The 16,904-nt window shown below is 63.0% G+C and carries 17 protein-coding genes and 1 pseudogene; 8 read left to right on the top strand and 10 right to left on the bottom strand.

The window, feature by feature from the left end:
- The first annotated feature begins 15 nt into the window (after positions 1 to 15).
- Positions 16 to 531 (top strand): hypothetical protein, encoded by a 516-nt coding sequence (locus G6N47_RS25955; RefSeq protein WP_083134328.1) that lies wholly within the window; start codon positions 16 to 18, stop codon positions 529 to 531.
- Positions 532 to 1,039: 508 nt separating this feature from the next.
- On the opposite strand, the pseudogene G6N47_RS25950 reads toward G6N47_RS25955, so the two are convergent.
- Together G6N47_RS25950 and G6N47_RS25945 are read right to left on the bottom strand one after the other, a co-directional pair.
- Positions 1,040 to 1,270 (bottom strand): annotated as a pseudogene (locus G6N47_RS25950) (ATP-binding protein); the annotation flags it as partial.
- 103 nt (positions 1,271 to 1,373) lie between these two features.
- Entirely contained in the window at positions 1,374 to 1,964 is a 591-nt protein-coding gene (locus G6N47_RS25945; RefSeq protein WP_163659874.1) for a GNAT family N-acetyltransferase, read from the bottom strand.
- A 363-nt stretch (positions 1,965 to 2,327) separates the two neighbouring features.
- On the opposite strand from G6N47_RS25945, the gene G6N47_RS25940 reads away from it, so the two are divergent.
- Positions 2,328 to 3,239, top strand: coding sequence for an SPFH domain-containing protein (locus tag G6N47_RS25940; RefSeq protein ID WP_083134326.1), 912 nt, complete (start codon positions 2,328 to 2,330; stop codon positions 3,237 to 3,239).
- 76 nt (positions 3,240 to 3,315) lie between these two features.
- On the opposite strand, the gene G6N47_RS25935 is transcribed toward G6N47_RS25940, so the two are convergent.
- The 6 genes from G6N47_RS25935 to G6N47_RS25910 form a co-directional block, all read right to left on the bottom strand.
- Complete coding sequence (locus G6N47_RS25935) at positions 3,316 to 3,846, bottom strand: hypothetical protein (RefSeq protein WP_083134325.1); 531 nt, start codon at positions 3,844 to 3,846, stop codon at positions 3,316 to 3,318.
- Positions 3,847 to 4,076: 230 nt separating this feature from the next.
- Positions 4,077 to 4,550: a lipoprotein LpqH gene (locus tag G6N47_RS25930; protein WP_139799714.1), complete on the bottom strand. Its 474-nt coding sequence runs from the start codon at positions 4,548 to 4,550 to the stop codon at positions 4,077 to 4,079.
- A 28-nt stretch (positions 4,551 to 4,578) separates the two neighbouring features.
- Positions 4,579 to 5,277 (bottom strand): hypothetical protein, encoded by a 699-nt coding sequence (locus G6N47_RS25925; RefSeq protein ID WP_139799713.1) that lies wholly within the window; start codon positions 5,275 to 5,277, stop codon positions 4,579 to 4,581.
- Between the two features lie 103 nt (positions 5,278 to 5,380).
- Positions 5,381 to 5,764 carry a hypothetical protein gene (locus tag G6N47_RS25920; protein WP_083134322.1) on the bottom strand — a complete coding sequence of 128 codons (384 nt, stop codon included), beginning with the start codon at positions 5,762 to 5,764 and terminating at the stop codon, positions 5,381 to 5,383.
- Positions 5,765 to 6,046: 282 nt separating this feature from the next.
- On the bottom strand, positions 6,047 to 6,907 hold the full coding sequence (locus tag G6N47_RS25915) for a maleylpyruvate isomerase N-terminal domain-containing protein (protein WP_083134321.1): 861 nt from the start codon (positions 6,905 to 6,907) through the stop codon (positions 6,047 to 6,049).
- Positions 6,908 to 7,036: 129 nt separating this feature from the next.
- A complete protein-coding gene (locus tag G6N47_RS25910; RefSeq protein WP_179966474.1) occupies positions 7,037 to 7,456 on the bottom strand; it encodes a hypothetical protein in 420 nt (139 codons plus the stop codon).
- A gap of 209 nt (positions 7,457 to 7,665) precedes the next feature.
- Between G6N47_RS25910 and G6N47_RS25905 the strand changes: the two genes are divergently transcribed.
- The 4 genes from G6N47_RS25905 (at position 7,666) to G6N47_RS25890 (ending at position 11,852) form a co-directional block, all read left to right on the top strand.
- On the top strand, positions 7,666 to 9,006 hold the full coding sequence (locus tag G6N47_RS25905) for a type IV secretory system conjugative DNA transfer family protein (RefSeq protein ID WP_139799712.1): 1,341 nt from the start codon (positions 7,666 to 7,668) through the stop codon (positions 9,004 to 9,006).
- 463 nt (positions 9,007 to 9,469) lie between these two features.
- Positions 9,470 to 9,832, top strand: a complete 363-nt coding sequence (locus tag G6N47_RS25900; protein ID WP_163659870.1) for an anti-sigma factor antagonist — start codon at positions 9,470 to 9,472, stop codon at positions 9,830 to 9,832.
- Positions 9,833 to 10,025: 193 nt separating this feature from the next.
- Positions 10,026 to 10,889, top strand: a complete 864-nt coding sequence (locus G6N47_RS25895) for a cyclopropane mycolic acid synthase family methyltransferase (protein ID WP_083134319.1) — start codon at positions 10,026 to 10,028, stop codon at positions 10,887 to 10,889.
- Between the two features lie 300 nt (positions 10,890 to 11,189).
- Complete coding sequence (locus G6N47_RS25890; RefSeq protein ID WP_083134318.1) at positions 11,190 to 11,852, top strand: TetR/AcrR family transcriptional regulator; 663 nt, start codon at positions 11,190 to 11,192, stop codon at positions 11,850 to 11,852.
- Between the two features lie 271 nt (positions 11,853 to 12,123).
- Here G6N47_RS25890 and G6N47_RS30420 read toward each other — a convergent pair whose 3' ends face one another.
- Positions 12,124 to 13,905: a serine/threonine-protein kinase gene (locus tag G6N47_RS30420; RefSeq protein ID WP_083134335.1), complete on the bottom strand. Its 1,782-nt coding sequence runs from the start codon at positions 13,903 to 13,905 to the stop codon at positions 12,124 to 12,126.
- 318 nt (positions 13,906 to 14,223) lie between these two features.
- Between G6N47_RS30420 and G6N47_RS25880 the strand changes: the two genes are divergently transcribed.
- A complete protein-coding gene (locus G6N47_RS25880; RefSeq protein ID WP_083134317.1) occupies positions 14,224 to 15,597 on the top strand; it encodes a hypothetical protein in 1,374 nt (457 codons plus the stop codon).
- 171 nt (positions 15,598 to 15,768) lie between these two features.
- Here G6N47_RS25880 and G6N47_RS25875 read toward each other — a convergent pair whose 3' ends face one another.
- Complete coding sequence (locus G6N47_RS25875) at positions 15,769 to 16,431, bottom strand: TetR/AcrR family transcriptional regulator (protein WP_083134316.1); 663 nt, start codon at positions 16,429 to 16,431, stop codon at positions 15,769 to 15,771.
- Between the two features lie 147 nt (positions 16,432 to 16,578).
- On the opposite strand from G6N47_RS25875, the gene G6N47_RS29915 reads away from it, so the two are divergent.
- On the top strand, positions 16,579 to 16,872 hold the full coding sequence (locus G6N47_RS29915) for a cytoplasmic protein (RefSeq protein WP_211281516.1): 294 nt from the start codon (positions 16,579 to 16,581) through the stop codon (positions 16,870 to 16,872).
- The last annotated feature ends 32 nt before the right edge of the window (positions 16,873 to 16,904 follow it).

The following is a 16,904-nucleotide window of genomic DNA, read 5'->3' as shown; positions in this document are numbered from 1 at the left end:
CACGCCGTAGCCGCTATGGGGGTGGTGACTGCCGCCGCGGCACTCGCTGTCGTCTCGGTGGCCGTTGCTGACGCCAACCCACGGCAACCCCCGCCTCAATTTCCGAATATCGACGCGTATCCGGCCGTCAATCTCAGTGCCTACGAACATCGCGGCACCCATCCCGGCAACTCTGGCTGGTTCTTCAAGGCGCCCAACGGCATAACTTGCGCTGTCAGCATGCTCGACGACATCGGCGCAACCTGTTGGGGCGCGGCGGTTGGACCCCCGCCCCAATCGGAAGTCAACGCATCGTCGTTGCAACCCGGTAAATACAGCGCCAGCGACCCGGACTGGAATCCCGACGCGACGCTGTTGTCGGTCGGGACACGGCTTGACAACACCAACGGGGTCGCCTGTGCGGTGATTTCCGATGACTCCATTGCATGCCGGGTCGCCCCCAACAAGGGAATCGACCTGAGTCGACCAGAGAACAGCCGCTACGGCGTGCATGGCTTCGTCATACAGCCCGCGGGCAACTGGACTTTCTGAATTCTTCGAACGGCCAGACGATGCCTCAGGTTACTGAGTTGCGCCGCATGACCGATGATTTCGCCAGACACCGGCCGGGCCGGGTCAATGGCCATGAACAGGTCGGCGGTGTGCCGGTGTCATTCCGACTGAAGGCTCGTCGTGTTGTCGTTGCAGTGCTTGCCCGCGATAGCTGAGGCGTACTGGCGCTCACGAGATCGCACCGGTAGGAAGTCCCTTCGACTCACCGAGGATCACTGCTGCCACTCTTCGTGAGCCGCTGTTGCGTTCTGCACCCAGGTGGCGAGGTCAGCGTTATGGGGTAAGCAACCCGGCGCAGGAGTGCACTCGTTCAATGACGTCGTCGAACGTTGGCGGATCGGAACCGTAATAGAGATCCCGCATTGCGATGTCATGTTGCCTGCGTAGTTCTTCCGCAAACTCACCGTCCGACTAGAACGCCTCCGATTGTCAACGGCGGCTGAAAATTGACCCCTTTTCGACGGTTGAAAATTGACCCCCTTGGTGTTCATTCGTCGGTGGTTGATCCCGGGACTCGCCCGAGGTCGAGGTCTTTGATGCGGTAGGAGTCGCCTTTGAGGGCGATGACTTCGGCGTGGTGGACGAGTCGGTCGATCATGGCGGCGGCTACGACGTCGTCGCCGAATACTTCGCCCCAGCGGCCGAAGGGTTTGTTGGAGGTGACGATCAGGCTGGCTCGCTCGTAGCGGGAGGAGACCAGCTGGAAGAACAGGTTGGCTAGCAATCATGCACGAAACATTCCTAGCCAGAACATGCCTGGGGAGAGTGCTGAACTCTCAAGGGACATGACCGTTTTGTGAAAACGCTTGAGTACGTGGAGTTCAGCTCGACGGTGCTACATCGGAATTCAGCATGATCGCGCCGCAGAGCATCCGTGTTGAGCCGCCCATCGCGCGAAAACCCATAGCATGACAAGTTGAATCGAGATGTGCCGGTGCGCCACAGTTTCGATCCTCATTGCCGTGGCTGATCGCCGAAGTGCTCATCACTGGCGGCCCTGCTGGCGATGACCGCGGTGTAGATGGAAACGGCGATAATCGGCGATAGAGCTGGTATGCGCGGGTATTCACCCCCAGGACGTTCAGGGCTACGGCCTTTCCTTCGGCGAAGGCGGTGTCGAGCAGCGTCTGGATGACCTGCCCGCCGATGCCCCGTCCCTGGTGGTCGGGTGTGATCTCGATGAGCCCGATGAACAGTTCGGCGTCGCGGTGCTCGACGCTGAGCCGTCCGATATCGACCTTGTCGGCAACGATGATCTGCGTTTCATCGACTACCAGCCTGCCTTTGAGATACTCACGCTGGTACTCGTCGTCCCAACCCCAGACCTGGTCGACGTATGGACCAAACGATTGTTTGTGCAAGTCGAAAATGAACTCAAAATCAGCGGTGGTTGCCGCTCTGAACCCGATCATGTGCATGCCCTACAGTCGCCGTAGGTCGAGTGCCGTTGCAGCGGCGCCGGCTATCTCCGGTCGGCGAGCCGGTGAAGAACCGCCTTTTCATCACCTATTACCTATTCCACGCATGCCGCCACCGTGCATGCCCCGCCCCGCCGGCTCTGCCGCCGCGGCAGACCGTCGAGTGTATCGAGGTCATTCGCCACATCGAGGACAACTTCCGCCTCGTCACAGTCACGAAATACCTCTGGCGGGTGACGTTTGGCGGCAAAGTCAACGACACCCGGGACATCAACAAGGCCACCTGGTTACCTCAACGACTTCCTGGAACACCCAAGGCGCGTCGGAAGGGACGAGCCGCCGACAGAAAGGTAGTTCATGCAAGGCTGGTTCATTTTCGCCATCGTTCTATGGGTAGCGGCGCTGCTGTGTGCGGGTGTCGGTGTCGTTCTTCCCGCTCAGGGCTCACAGCGCATATCGGCGCGCCGAGGTGCGCTGTCGGTAGCGTTCGCGCTGTTCCTGTTTGGTGCGCTGTCCACCGTCATCGCTTGCTATGACCGGGTAGACACCCGCAACGTCGGCATTGTCACTCAGTTCGGCCGGCCGGTGGGGACACGGAGCGCGGGTATTGCGTGGCACGCACCGTGGCAGAAGATCAGCGAGCTGTCCGAAGCCATCCAACTGCAAGCCTTTGACGGCAACAGCTACAGCGACCACGGCAGCATGATCCAGGTGCGCCTGGCCAACAACAGCTCAGCCTACGTTGCGGAGAACCTGAACTGGCGGCTGCGTGAGGGGGCAGCGCCGCAACTGTTCCAGGACTACGGCGGAAGCAACACCGACGTGTTCAACGTGATCAAGGAAAACCTGGTGGACCGCCAGGCGCAGGTAGCTCTGTCCAAGGTGTTTGCCACCTTCGACCCCACCTTGCAGGCCCAGGGAGCCGACTTACCCAAGATGGCAGCGCAGGTAAAAAAGGACTTGCAAGACGCCGTGGGTCATGACATCGAGATCTTGGACGTCCGCATTCCGCGCATCTTCTACGACGATCCCACCCAACAGCGCATTGATGCCCACAACCAGAAGGTGCAGGAGACCAAGAACGCCGAGCAGGATGTGAAGACGGCGCAGCAGCGCAAAGCGGCCAACGACATCATCGCGCAATCGGTCAACAACGATCCGTTGGTCGTCGTCGCTCAATGCATCAATGAGCAGATCACCCGCGGTAAAGACCCCGCCGGCTGCTGGCCCATTGGCGGCACACCGCTGCTCAACCTGCCCAAGCCATAAGCGACATCGTTTTTTCTCGACACCGAGACGCTGGGGTGCGGTGCGCGAGTACGTGGATAACGATGTGCCGACGGCGTCAGAATGTGCGGCTGCCACTTGGGTCCAGCACAAACCCGTGGTCTCCCAAAACGCAAGTCGTCGTCGTGGCGGTGGCTGCGCAGGTTCCCGAATCGGGATAGGTTAACTTGCTGCCGGCGGGGAGAGGCTTGTATGCGTCGGGGCTGATCGGCAGTGGCTTGGTGGGGTCCTCCCACCCGTTGTAGGTCTCCATTTTTGCCAGGTCGATGTTGTCGAACTGTGCCGGGTTGGCGCTCATGGATGTTGCCACCACAACGAGATTGAACGCCGTTGCTGGCAGTGCGCCCCAGCACTCCGCCGTTTTGAACGGCGGATTGGCTCGCCCGGTGTAGGTGATCCGGCACCGGTAGCCGCCCGGCGTGAGGAACTGCGCCCCGTTCGTCGTCGGATAGTTGTAATAGGTCGTGTAGTCCTTGGGTTCAACGCTGTGATAACCGCTCAAATCCGGTACCGGGCTCGGCGCGGCCATCGCGGCCGGTATGCCAACGGCGCTGAACGGCACCACCGCAAGCGCGGCCAACCGCTTCATCTGCAGAAGCTTACTGCAACCTAAGCCGGGACCGACGCACGAAATTTAAGCTTCACGTGAGGCTTTCGCGGTCCACTGGTGGGGAGTAGTGAGATCGTTGCCAGCCCCAATACAACGCTGCGGGCGGTCACGGCCGGAGCCGGCCCGGCGCAGACCCAGGCTGGATGCGAAGGCACAAGCGCCGTGTACGTACCGGGGTCGGGAGACGCGATTCGCATTGCAGGGCCGGCTTATTCGGGGCAGGTCGCCCTGAAAGTGAACTCGCTGAACTTGGTAAAGTCATGGAGCTGTTTGATCTCTCCGGTCACGGTGTAAGTGCCGCCGGCTCTCACTAGTACTGGGGTCGGGGCTCCGCCGGTTGAGGTCGGTTCCCAGAAGTATCCGACGCCATCGGCTGTGAAGTCGAGGGTTTCCAGCTTGTCGCCTGCGGCGTCGACGATGACCTTCTCATCGGACGGCGTTTTTGCGGTTACGAGTACAGCGCCACCTAAACTGCCGCATCGCACGTCGTGCAGCGGGAAAGCTTTGCCGCCCAGCACCAGTGAGTTGTTTTGCGTCGCCGCGGCACCAGTTGGCGCGGTGGTCGGACGGGCCGAAACAGCCGTATTCGGCGGGGACCGGTGCTCGCATGCTGTGGTCGTAGTGGTGATGGCAAGAATCAACATCACCAGGCCGGCGTGGCCAGTCGGCGAAGATTTGGACATCGCTGGGAGCCTTCCTCTCCAAAACTATTTATCCGCAGGTGAATTGTTCGCCCACGTGTTTGGGATGTGTTGGTAGCGTGACGCATCCGTAGGCCGTCAGGGTGGTGGACATGGCGAGTCCGGAGTGGTGGGAGCGGCTCAGGCAGTACATACCGCTGGGGTCCGAGCGACATTGGTAGTCGCCGAAGCTGATGGTGTCGCCGTAGGGCAACGGCTTCCCGGCGCCGTCGTTGAACGGGCCGGGGTCTCCGTGGAAGCTGCCGACGGTGATCGAGGCGCCGTCGAAGGTCACCCAGTTGCCGATCCATTCTCCGGGCCGATCGGGTCGTTTCGGCGGGTTCTTCAGTGGCGGGAGGCAGACCAGCTCGGGGCTTGACGCAAGTTGGGTGATGCAGCCGGCTACCGCGTCGGGGTTATGGGGACCGGGTGAGCGGAATGCGACATCGGCGGGGTCATCCAGTGTCTCGGCAGTGCCGTGCAGGGCGACGGTGTGGAAATCGGCTGCGTTCACGGGTGTTCCGGCCTGAATCCAGGCGGCTAGCGCGGCGGGAGATGCGCCGGGACCTGGCGGGGGTGGTTGTGCAGGCGCGGGCGGCTGCGCGGGGACGGTCGACGACGGGGTCCTGAGCGTCGACGACGCTGATTCGGGAGAGTTTGCCGCGGGGTGTGGGGTTCGTGCGCAGGCCGCGGCAAGCAGGGTGGCCATCATCGCGGCGAACATTCGCATCTCGGAAGGATAAGGACTATCCGGTGTGCTGCGGAGCAGGAGTTTCACGCTCCCTGGGTCTCGGTTGCGCGCTGTACGTGCCGGCAGCCCGTCGGCCCGGTTGCTAATGGGGTCGGACCGCGGCGATGAAGCTATCCGGTTCAGCGAGACTGATGTAGAGGGCGCCGACGGGGCTGGCGAGCCAGTCGCCCCCGCCGGGTACCTTCTTCGGCTTGATGCGGCTGCCGAATGTGAGCTCCACGATGCCATCCCGTGAACCCCTGATCAGCCAACCGTCTTTGAACTGATGCACTCCCCAACCGGAAGGCCGCTCGGGAAGTACGCGCGCGGACTTGATTTCCGAGAGCGGAACATCAATAGCAAAGACCCGGCCGTGCTTGACGTGCAGTGTGCCGTCGGCAACCCGGATTGTCGTCCGCTTGGGTCCGATGCCTAACACGGTTGCCAGGGGCCGATAACTGCGGTCATATCGCATGGCGAAGTCCACGCAACATACTTGCACGTCCCGGCGCGGCGGGATGTGTCTTGATAGATCAATGGCGAGATCTAGCGGGCCGGCATGACCGACGAGGAGACGAGAGGCGGCTTGCACCGCACGTGCACCGATCGCAGTACGCACCGGAAAGCTGGGCGCCGCTTTGCCTGCTTTGACGCGCTGCGTCTGGAAACCTCCACGCGGACTGTGCTTTTCACGTCCGGACGGGGCGGCCCGATGTGTCTGTAAGGGTGTTGGCCGCACTGTTTCGACGTGCGGGTAGCCACGTTTCGGTCACTCGACGAGGTCGTCATCTGGCGGGCGGATACCGTCGTTGCTGACGGCGGGCAGCAGATGCGTGAAGGCGGGCAGTAGCTCTGTCGGGTCTCCCTGCCAGGGCAGGGCCAGCAGTTGCCGGAGACTGCGTCGTCCGCCGAAGGCGCGTAGCGCCTCGAAATCAGAGATACTGAGGGCGATTTGGCCTTGGGCGGTGTGCGGGTCGCCGAGCTGTACGGATCCGAGTGTGGGTGTGGTCAGCCGGAACGCCGGCATCCTGGCATGCCGGATGAATTGATCGCCCATCGTTGTCAAGAATCCCAAGGCGACCTCGAAGACGAGATCGCCTGTGCGGGAGCCTGGTTCGCTCAGCGCACCCCGGATGTCGTGCTCATGGCTGATGGCATCGAAGACAAGCTGGCATGCGGATCCTTCGGAGCCCAGAGCCAGCGTCGTTGACACGTCGTCGATGATCCGCCCCCACAGGTCGAGTAACTCGTCGATGCTGTGCCCGGCGAGGCGATCGACCTGCGCCTGTGTCCAGGAGTCGCCGGCCTTTCCTTCCATGTTGGAAGAAACGATGTCCTGTGCGATCCCGGCCAGGTGAGCAACTGTCTGGCGTATGGTCCAGGCGGGACAGGCCGGCACTGTCAGTTCGGCGACTTGCGCGCGGTCCCGAATCAGCGCGTCGACACGTCGGTAGACGAGGTGGTATGCCGCCGCGGCATCGCAGACGGGCAACAATCGGGGCAGTCGGGCGTGCCGCGCGTGGAGGTCGCCAGTTACCTGCCCGGTCGGTCGATGGTCTTGGTCCTGAGACAGCGGCGACCGACTGATGTGGGACCGAGGCGATCCCTCCTGGAATTCAGTGTTGGTCATCTCGATGGACCCCCCGCCCGTGACATCTCGACGTTTGTCGAACCCATGACCAGCGACCGTACACCAAAATTAAGAAAATTAAGAGTATCGTAAGTTTACACTAAGATGTGTCGCTGGGCCGAAGGTGGCTCACCGGGGACGGGGCGTGTCGACCAGGAACGGCCGCGACATGCGCCAACGAGGCCATTCGGCCCCGGGCCTGTTGGGCGACCAGACTTCAGCCTGATGGGGCGAGTATTGCCCGATGCGCAAATCGCGGGCGAGCTGCTCGATACGCCGTTCCGAGGCGGACCAGCCGCGTACCCGCTCGGTGTGGACCTTCTCCCCGTCGCGGGTGACGACCACCGTCCACGGAACCCCGCACAGTTTGGCGAGGAACCAAAACGGCCACGCCAGCACGAACGGTAGCCACAGCAGCATGCAGGTGACCCCGATGACGAAGGAGATGATGTCGTCGCCGAGTGCCCCGTAGTCAGGAGGGACATCGATGCTCCACCACTGTCGGGCAACTGCCCACTGCACACCATGCGCATCACGAAACTGCGTCACCGGCGCATCATAGTTTGGCGCTCACCGAGTCGCGCGCCAGGCGGGCTCCGCACAGCGGCAACGTGATTCGTCGTCCTCTGCCGCTCACGTACGGCCTGTCGGCCGCCACGATCCGGCGGGCACGACCTCGATCAGAACCCTGTCACCCCCTTGCCGGCATAACAATTTTTGTGCACACCGCACGCTTCGAGCGAACTTAGGGTTGACGCGTGAGCGCCGACGGGTACCGAAAGCCCGTGACCCCCTTCGGTGGCTGGGTGGTCGACGGCGACCGGATGGTGCCCCTGGAGACGGCACCACATATCGGGGGTTTCGCCCCGCCCGGCACCGGCAAGACCCGTAAGTGGTTATCGCAAGCAGCGGTGCTGTGGCCGGGACCGGCGTTCGTGTCGTCGAGTAAAGACGACTTGATGCAGATGGTGGCCGCCCACCGCTACGGGCCGGCAGCGCTGCTGGATCTGCGACCGATGGCCGCCCCGTATTACCCCAGCGACTTCCGGTCGTACCGATTTGATCCGACCGCGCTGATAGCGAGCTTAGCCGATGCGCAGGCGGTGGCGGAAACACTGCTGAGCACGTCGTCGGTCGCATTGTCGGGCAACGCGTTTCGCATCGGCGCGGACTCGGGCCCGTGGGATCAGCTGGCATTCGCACCGCTGACGTGTCTGCTGTTTGCGGCCAGCCCGCAGTGCACCGCGCTGGGCATCGAATGGACCCTGACAGCGGCCGAAGACGTCGACAAACCGCGCGGGTCTGACTTACAAGTCAGCACAACACCGTCATGGGCTTCGGCGGCGGCCTGGTGCGCTGATCCGCTGTTCGAGGCGCGGGTGCGCGGTGTCCTCGACATGGAACCCAAACAGCGGGATTCGGTGAAAATCACTGTGACCAAAGTGCTTACAGCCTGGCTTCGTACGTCAGTGCGGGACCGCGAGTTGCCGGTGTTGGATCTGTCGTTTCTGGACGAACGCGATGCCACGGTGTATCTGCTCACCCCGGCTGATGGCACCGTGGCGCCGCAGGCGATCACGCTGATGGATCAGATCATCAACCGCCAGCGATGCAAGATGGCCCAGTGGGAGGAAATGACCCGTATCGGGATGTTCCTCGACGAGGTGACCAACACGCCGCTGCCCCGGCTACCGCAGTATCTGGCAGAATCCCGCGGGCTAGGGGTGTCGATATGCTTTGCCGCCCAGGCCAGTTCGCAGCTCGACGCCGTGTATGGCCCGCTGCAGGGCAGGGCTATCCGTGATGTGGTGCCGGCGACACTGATCATGTACGGCTCGCATGAGAAGGAGCTGATGCAGTCGGCGGCGTTTTGGGCGGGGAAAACGACCCGCAGTCACCAGTCCTACAACCACAACGGCGACGACTTGGTGACTGGTCGCAGTTTCGGTGATGCGCTGGAACCCGCGGAACTGATGCCGCTCAATGATGAGCAGGCGCGGCTGGTTGTCCGCGGAACCCCGGGCCGGATGGTGAATCTGATGGATTGGACCGATTTCGTCAGGTACCTGGAGGAGCTGCGGGCGGTGCGGCGCCTGTAGAGGTTATCGGTGGGCCTGTAACACTATTGGCCACATGGCGACACTGACCAGCAGGCAAGGCCTCGGGTCAGCGAATTGAGGACCTGCGCCATCCATGTTGCATTCGGAGCATTCCCATCGACCCATGTCCTCTGGTCTGGCCGGCCAAGCAAGCTGCAGGCAGCGCACAAGGTTGGGGTGCGTGGCGGCAACTCGGCCCCGGTTTTCACAGACATCGGCAGTTGTCATGCGAGACCGCGGGTGCAGTTCACAGAAATCTGCCGCGGACTGCTGACAACCCGGGGCTGTCTTTGCTATGAAAAGGAGGCCGTGGTCTGTTTTTCAGACTTCAGGGGCGGCCATCCATCACGGCCCCTGTGCGCTGCCTGATCGGGAGAGCGCGATGACCCCTGTGCTTGAGAGATTCCATTCAGTGGTTGCGTCAGGTGCTGGCCGGAGTTTGCCGTTCAGGGATCCGCACAGCATGCTGCGGGCCACGAGCGAGCGCTGCGGCGCGGCAGTGATCGTCCGCGTCGGCGGTGAGGTGGATGCCTGCAATGAAGATGCCTGGAGCAACTTGTTGATCAAGATGGCTGCGGCCGCGGTAGCACCCGGACCGTTCGTAGTCGACGTGGGCAACGTCGGTTTTATGGGATGCGCTGCGTTTGTCGTGCTGGCCCACGAGGCTCGGCGGTGCCGGCGTCGGGGCGTGAATATGTGCTTGGTCACCAACCAGCCGATCGTGGCCCGAGTGGTTGCCGCCGGTGGGCTGCGCCCGCTGCTGTCGGTGCATCCGACGGTTGAGGCGGCGCTGTCGGCGAGCAATGCGGAACAATTTGCTCGATGAAGCGTTCGCGGCGGGAAGTGGGAGCGCTGACCCGGCACCAGCAAGCCGAGTCGACCGACTTCTCGCCTTCGCCGAGGCGGTTTCAGCGACCAACCGTCCCTGAAACCAATAGCATGCTACGAACATTCGCAGGGGAGTACCGGGACACTCGACGTGCCCTGGTGTCCCTCTGAGATCTAGAGGATTACGCCATATGGCCGTGCAGCTGATGCCGCAGTTCGAGAATGTGCAGGCGCATTACGACCTCTCCGACGATTTCTTTCGGCTGTTTCTCGACCCCACCCAAACTTACAGCTGCGCCTACTTCGAGCGCGACGACATGACCCTGCAACAAGCCCAGCTGGCCAAGATCGACCTGGCGCTGGGAAAGTTGGGTCTGCAGCCGGGGATGACGCTGCTGGACATCGGTTGTGGCTGGGGCGCCGCCATGAAACGGGCGATCGAACACTACGACGTCAATGTTGTCGGTCTGACGTTGTCGAAGAACCAGGCCGCCCACGTGCAGACCATGTTCGACGAAATGGACACCGCCTGCAGCAAGCGGGTGCTGCTGACGGGGTGGGAAGAGTTCCGCGAGCCCGTTGACCGCATCGTATCGATCGGGGCGTTCGAGCACTTCGGTATCGAGCGCTACCCCGCCTTCTTCAAAATGGCGTATGAAGCGCTGCCCGCCGACGGGGTGATGCTGCTGCACACCATCGTCCGTCCCACGTTTAAGGCATTGCGGCAGCGGGGCCTGAGGTTGACCCATGAACTGGTCCACTTCTGCCAATTCATCCTGGCCGAGGTCTTCCCCGGTGGGTATCTCCCGCCGACTCCGATGGTCGAAGACCGCGCCACCGAAGCAGGCTTTACGGTCGCCCGTATCCAGTCACTGCAGCCCCACTACGCGCGGACACTGGACAGCTGGGCGGCCAACCTGCAAGCCAACATGCGCCAGGCCCTCTCGATCCAATCGCAAGGCGTCTACGACCGCTACATGACATATCTGACCGGCTGCGCTCAGCTGTTCCGCGACGGATATACCGACGTCTGCCAATTGACGCTGCAGAAGTAACGCACCCCGAGGCGACGAGCGGCACATTACGGTGTTGAATCAAATCTCCGGCGTGCCGCTCTTCCGAACGCCTGCCGGTCAAACACACGGGGCGCCAACAGATTCCAACAATTTTTGATCGGCGATTGTCGTCAGCCATTAATGTGCACACAGCACGGCTTGGGATCTTCAGCAGGTACACGTCGGAGCATGGAAAAGGCTCGCTCCGTAGGTCGATGGCATGACAATGACCGCATCTGCCTGTCGGGGCGACGCTGGAAAAATATGCCGCACTAGGGCATTGGGCCGTAGCATCGAGACATGACGAGCCAGAGGCGGCGGTTATCTCCGGATGAGCGGCGCTCGGAGTTGCTGGCGCTGGGGTCGCAGGCCTTTGCGGAGCGACCCTATGAGGATGTCCATGTCGAGGAGATCGCCGAACGCGCGGGCGTCTCGCGGGCCCTGATGTACCACTACTTCCCCGACAAGCGGGCCTTCTTCGCCGCCGTCGTCAAAAACGAGGCCGAGCAGCTTTACGCGGCCACCGAGAATCCGCCCGACCCCGGAGGCACGCTGTTCCAGCGGGTGCGCGCCGGGGTGCTGGCGTATGTGGACTACCACAAGAACCATCCCTATGCGGCCTGGGCGGTGTATGTGCGGGCCGGCCGCTATGACCCTGTTCTGGTCGAAATCGACGACGAGGCCAAGAGCCGCCAGATGCAGCGGATCATGGGCGCGGCCAGCGCGTTGGTGCCCGGAGGAATGAGCAACGGATTCGCCCCGGCGGTCGAGCGCGACCTGCGGGCGGCGGTGTTCGGCTGGTTGTCGTTCACCTTCGAGATGTGCCGGCAGCGCATCATGGACCCCACCATCGACGCGAACTATCTCGGCGACACCTGCGCGCATGCGCTGCTGGACGCGATCGGCCGGGTGCCCGACATTCCCACCGAACTGGCCGCAGCGGTCTCGCCGGAACGACGCTGACATCGGTACCGGACTTACCCTCGGATTACTTGCGCAATGTGGTGAAGCTTCGGCCATATGCCGCCGAGATCTAGTGCAGATCAATGGATCTCAGCTATCCGGAGCGTTATTACCCATAAGTATGCGGTCGCTCAATGGTCAGCTCCGATGCATCGAAAGGCAGAAGTTCCGGTCGTTCGCACTGACACCCAGAACCGGGCATTGGCAGCGTCTTAACCGCGCGCCGCGCACCCGACATCCGGTCGAAAAGTAAGCAGGAGCGGTTATCGGCTTATGTGGTGCATGAGTTGACGTAGGCCGTACACAGCGGGGCCACCATGTCCGCGAGCAGCTGGTCATCGTTGATCGTCGGCCAGTCGACGGCCGGCGGCGTCGTCGACCACATCGCCACCTCCACTACGGTGCTGTTGCGCAGATCTGAGACCAAGTATTCGTGGGCGACAAGCGGCGCGGCTCCATTCGCCGTGAGCACTGCGGTCAGCGACTGGCCGGGATGTCCGGGGACGTTCTGCTCGGTGATGCGGGAGACCGACACCCCGGGCGCGGTGAAGGAGCAGTTGGTGCGCAGCAGCGATGTGGCGGAATCCATGACGGCAGAGGCCCGCTGTCCCGCGACCCAGGTATCGCCGCGCCAGTGCAGGATCTGAACTTGCAGCTGCCACTGACCCGGCGGGTTGGGCAGGACGATTCGAGCAGCGAGTGCGCTGTCGCGTTCGTCATCGGCCGTCGGTGGGGCGGCGCACATTTCGTCCGCTTTGAATCGGGGGCTGGAGACCGGTTCGGATAAGGGTGCCAGCGTGGGCCAGGCATAGTCCTTGTAGAGCGGGAGCGCAGCTGCCTCGATCCACGCGGAATCGGGAATCTGGTTGCACGCCGGTGGACAGTTGCCCTGCGGTGGCCGGTTCGGCGGAGGTGCCGGCCAGGCGAAGGTGCTCACCGCCGGAGTGCGGCCAGCGGGTGAAGCGAGGGACGACGACGGTATCGCCGAACTTGGCGTCGTCGATGTGCTGCCGGTGGGGGAGCGGTGCAGGGCGGTCCATGTCGTTGCCGCCGCAGCGACGGCGACGATCGCGCCGGCCGCTGCCGGGATCAGCCATCGGCGTCGCGATCGAGCTGGTTGCCCTGACGATGGGGAAGTGAATGTGGAGGACCGCGGCGTACCGGTTGTCGTGGCGCGCACCGTGTTTTTGACTGCGGATCTTGAGGGCAGTGCGGGGCCTTGGCCGGCTAGGGCGCGGGCGAAGTCCGTGCACCGGTCAAAGCGGTCAGCGGGCGCCTTGGACAGTGCTTTTGCCAAGGCCGCGTCGAGGTCGACCAGATCGGGGCGATGCTGCGACACCGACGGTGGGGCCGTGTTGAGGTGGTGGCTGATCACCACCGCGGTGTTGGAGTGGGAAAACAACGGTGATCCGGTCAGCAGCTGGTAGGCGGTAGCCGCCAGCGCGTATTGGTCGGCGCGGCCGTCGATCTCGCCGCCCATCAACTGTTCGGGCGGCGTGTAGGCGACGGTGCCCACGGTCGCGTTGGTCGCGGTCAGTCCGCTGATGTCATCGCTGCGACGGGCGATCCCAAAATCGCCCAGCAAGATGCGGCGGTCGTCCTCATCGCCGGGATTGGTCACCATGATGTTGGCGGGCTTGACATCTCGATGTAGCAGCCCATTGCGGTGTGAATAGTCAAGGGCATCGGCCACCGCCGAGACGATCTCGACCACCAAGTCGACCGGCATACCCGTCGGGTGGCGCCGGGCCAGCAGCCGGCCGGCGTCCATGCCGTCGATGTAGTCCATGGCGATCCAAAGCTGACCGTCGAACTCGCCACGGTCGTTGACCCGAACGATGTTCGGGTGCCACAGCGAGGCTGCGAGGTCGGCCTCCCGCAGAAAGCGATCACGGTAGGCGGCGTCCTGGGAAACCTGCGTCGGAAGGATCTTCAGCGCGTCCTTGCGCGGCAGGCGGGGGTGCTCGGCGAGATAGACCTCTCCCATCCCGCCCGAGCCAAGGAGTCGCAGCACGGTATAGCCGGCGAACGAGCTTCCCGGTGACATCGCCATGGCGTGCATGCTATGTGGCCGGATGCTGTCGGCCACCGCAAAGCGTCAAACGCAGTCCTCTTGTGAGGCTCGCCAAGGCGGTCGCCACCTCACCGCGACGCAAGTTCGCGGCCAATTGCCGGCGCCAAGGCAAACTGGCCGACTCTGCCAGGTATACGGAACCTGAACCGGCTCAGCAGGTCACGACGATCTCGCCCCGCCGGTTGCGGCATTACCGCGCTCTGTACGTGGTGTGCAAGAGTTCAAGCCATGCGCGGGCATACCACACTTGCATCCATTCCGCCGCGGCGCCGGCGGCGGTGGCCGATAGCGGCAGCAATGGCGGTGGCCACCGCCGTGGTCGCGGCCGCGCTTCTGATCGTGTGGCGCAACCACGATGACGACGCCGGCGCACGCGGTGCCTGGCAGCCGCCGGCGCAGACGTTTCTGGCGGCGTCAATGCGCGTGCAACCCGTTCCGGGTTGGCGAACGAGCGTCGTCGACCTTGGCCTGCCCTCGGCACTCGGTTCCCCCGAACAGAGCAGGATCGTCACCGATGACGACCCTTTCCATTCGAGCCCGTTTGTGGGAAATCTCGGCGATGACGCATACTTCGTGGCCGCCACTCGCGGCGCCCCGGACCCACGCTGGTGGCTGGTCGGTATCAACGTGCGCGATGGCCGACGCCTCTTTCCCGCAGTGGAACTGACTACCGAAAAACGGCCGCCCAAGTGTTATCTCAACGGGCCCGAAGCCGTGCTGTGCGTCCACGATTTCGAGGCAGTCACCGCATGGGTTGTCGACGCGCACACCGGTCGGGTGTCCTACAGAGGGCCCACTGATCTTCGCACCTACCCGGCGAAGCTGGGGGTCCACCAGGTCGGCATCTACGCCATCGCCCTGACCGAGAACGAAGGCGTTTACGGCGTGGGTCCGAAAGCCGACACCACGTGGTTCGTTCCCGGCGCTGGACATGTCGACAACTTGTACCCGCCGTCACACGACACCGCACCCCCTGCGCTCGCCACACAGGTCACTGGCGGCAGAGGCTCCGATGCCAGGGTGGTTTTCTCGCTCAGCGACGGCAGGGTGATCACACCGGAGTTGGACGAAAACGCCGAGCTGCAGAAGACCATCGTGTACCCGGGTGGCTTCGCTGCAGAGATCGCTGACCGTCAGGACCGTTCGGTGCTGACGCGGGTTCAGTTCTTCGACGATGCCGGCAAGCGGACCAGCCGCAAGAGTATTCATGGGGATCTGCCCAACATCGAGACGCTGGACCTGCCGGTCATAGAGGCGCTCAAGGACTGGGCCGTCTACACCCCTGACGGTGGCAGGCTGCTGAAACTCACCGGCGAGCGACCGGTGGAAACGCGCCTGATCGGAACCAAGTTCTTCTTCGCACAGATCGGAGGCATCATGGGTCCACACTGGCAGCAATACGATCTGCGAACCGGTGCACAGGGCAAGACGTGTGACTACGACTTGGGTTACGGGTACTACCTCGGCACCGACGGCACTGTGGCCGTGGCGGACTTCGGTAACCCCAACGTCGGGCGGCTGACGAAGGCATACGACCTCTCCGGCTGCGAAACCCTGTGGACGGCCGCGTCACCGGTCGGCTCATTTCACGATCTGTGGCGGATCAACACCACACTGGTGCAGTTATCCGACGACGCAACCGAACTGGCCTCGTTAGTGGCGCCGCACTAATCGTGCGGGGACCCCAGCCGGATGGTGAAATCTGATCGACCGACCGAGTCAGGTCAACTACCTCGACCATCCGGGCCGGGCACGGCGATGTGTAGGTTGCGCTTTCAGGCGGGCGTAATTCGGATCCCCGTCATGAAGAGCCGCAGGGTCAGTCGATGGTGAACGTGCCTGTCATGCTTGAGATTTCGCCTCTAAGCGGGCATGCAGCCCTGCGATGATCGTGTCGACGCCGTAGGAGAAGAAATCGCGCCCTCGAAGCCGCTCCAGGTGCGGCACCAGGCGGCCGACGGTGTCCTCGAGGTCCTCGGGACGCTGCTCCTGATCCGGCAGCTCGTCGGCGTGCAGCACTACCTGGTAGCGACCGAACAAGTACGTGTGGATCATCGCGTACGACAAAAAGACGTCGGGACCTTCGAATCCGGCCGACTGCAAAATGTCGAAGATGCCGTTCATGAGACGGCGATCTGTGGAAAGCATCCGCTGCAAAAGAATCTCTGCGATGCCGGGGTGCTTGCGCAACTGGGCATCGATCGCCGCGACCACTCTGCGGAGTCGCTCCTCCCATGAGCCGGCATCCGGATCGGGCAGCGGAACCTCCGCGAGCATCTTCTTGGCGACGAGGTTCAGCAGCTGCTGCTTGTCTTCGACGTACCAGTAGGCCGCCATGGCGGAACGTCCGAGTTCGCGGGACAGTCTGCGCATCGACAGCGCCTCGAGGCCCTCATTGCGGATGACGGCGAGGGCGGCGCTGACGATCTGGTCCTCGGTGAGGACAGGGGGCTTGCCTCGCTTGTCGTTTGTTCGCGAGGCACCCTTAGTGCGGCCAGCAGGCACGTACCGACTCCGCCCGTATTGATCCTTTAGGTCGGCTCATTTTACAGCGGAAGGTTGGCTGACTGCCGCGATCGATACGGAAGCGTTCGACGACGCGATGCTGTGGCATGCTGAGCGCCGTTGGCCGTGGTACCGAAGGTGGTCGCTGTGACACGTGCGGAAATGCCCGACGACGTACGGGAAGCCCACGCTCATTGCGGCCTCAATCGCGGCGAGCTCACGCAGAGTTCAGTGTGTGGCTGCTTTCACTGTTGCTCCATCTTCGGGCCAACGCAGATCAGGGACTGGATCGATCCCGCGCCAGAAATGGCGAAAGCGACCGGTACACAAGGACGGACCGCGCGCTGTCCCAGGTGCGGCATCGACAGCGTCATCGGCGATCGTTCGGGCTACCCGATTACGCCGGATTTCCTGGCGAAGATGAGAACCTACTGGTTCTAAGACCATGCCGGCCGAGGTCCGGCTCCCGATTG

Source organism: Mycobacterium branderi, from assembly GCF_010728725.1.
Lineage (GTDB): Bacteria > Actinomycetota > Actinomycetes > Mycobacteriales > Mycobacteriaceae > Mycobacterium > Mycobacterium branderi.
The sequence above is the reverse complement of the archived record's forward strand: the minus strand, read 5'-3'. Positions and strand labels throughout refer to the sequence as shown.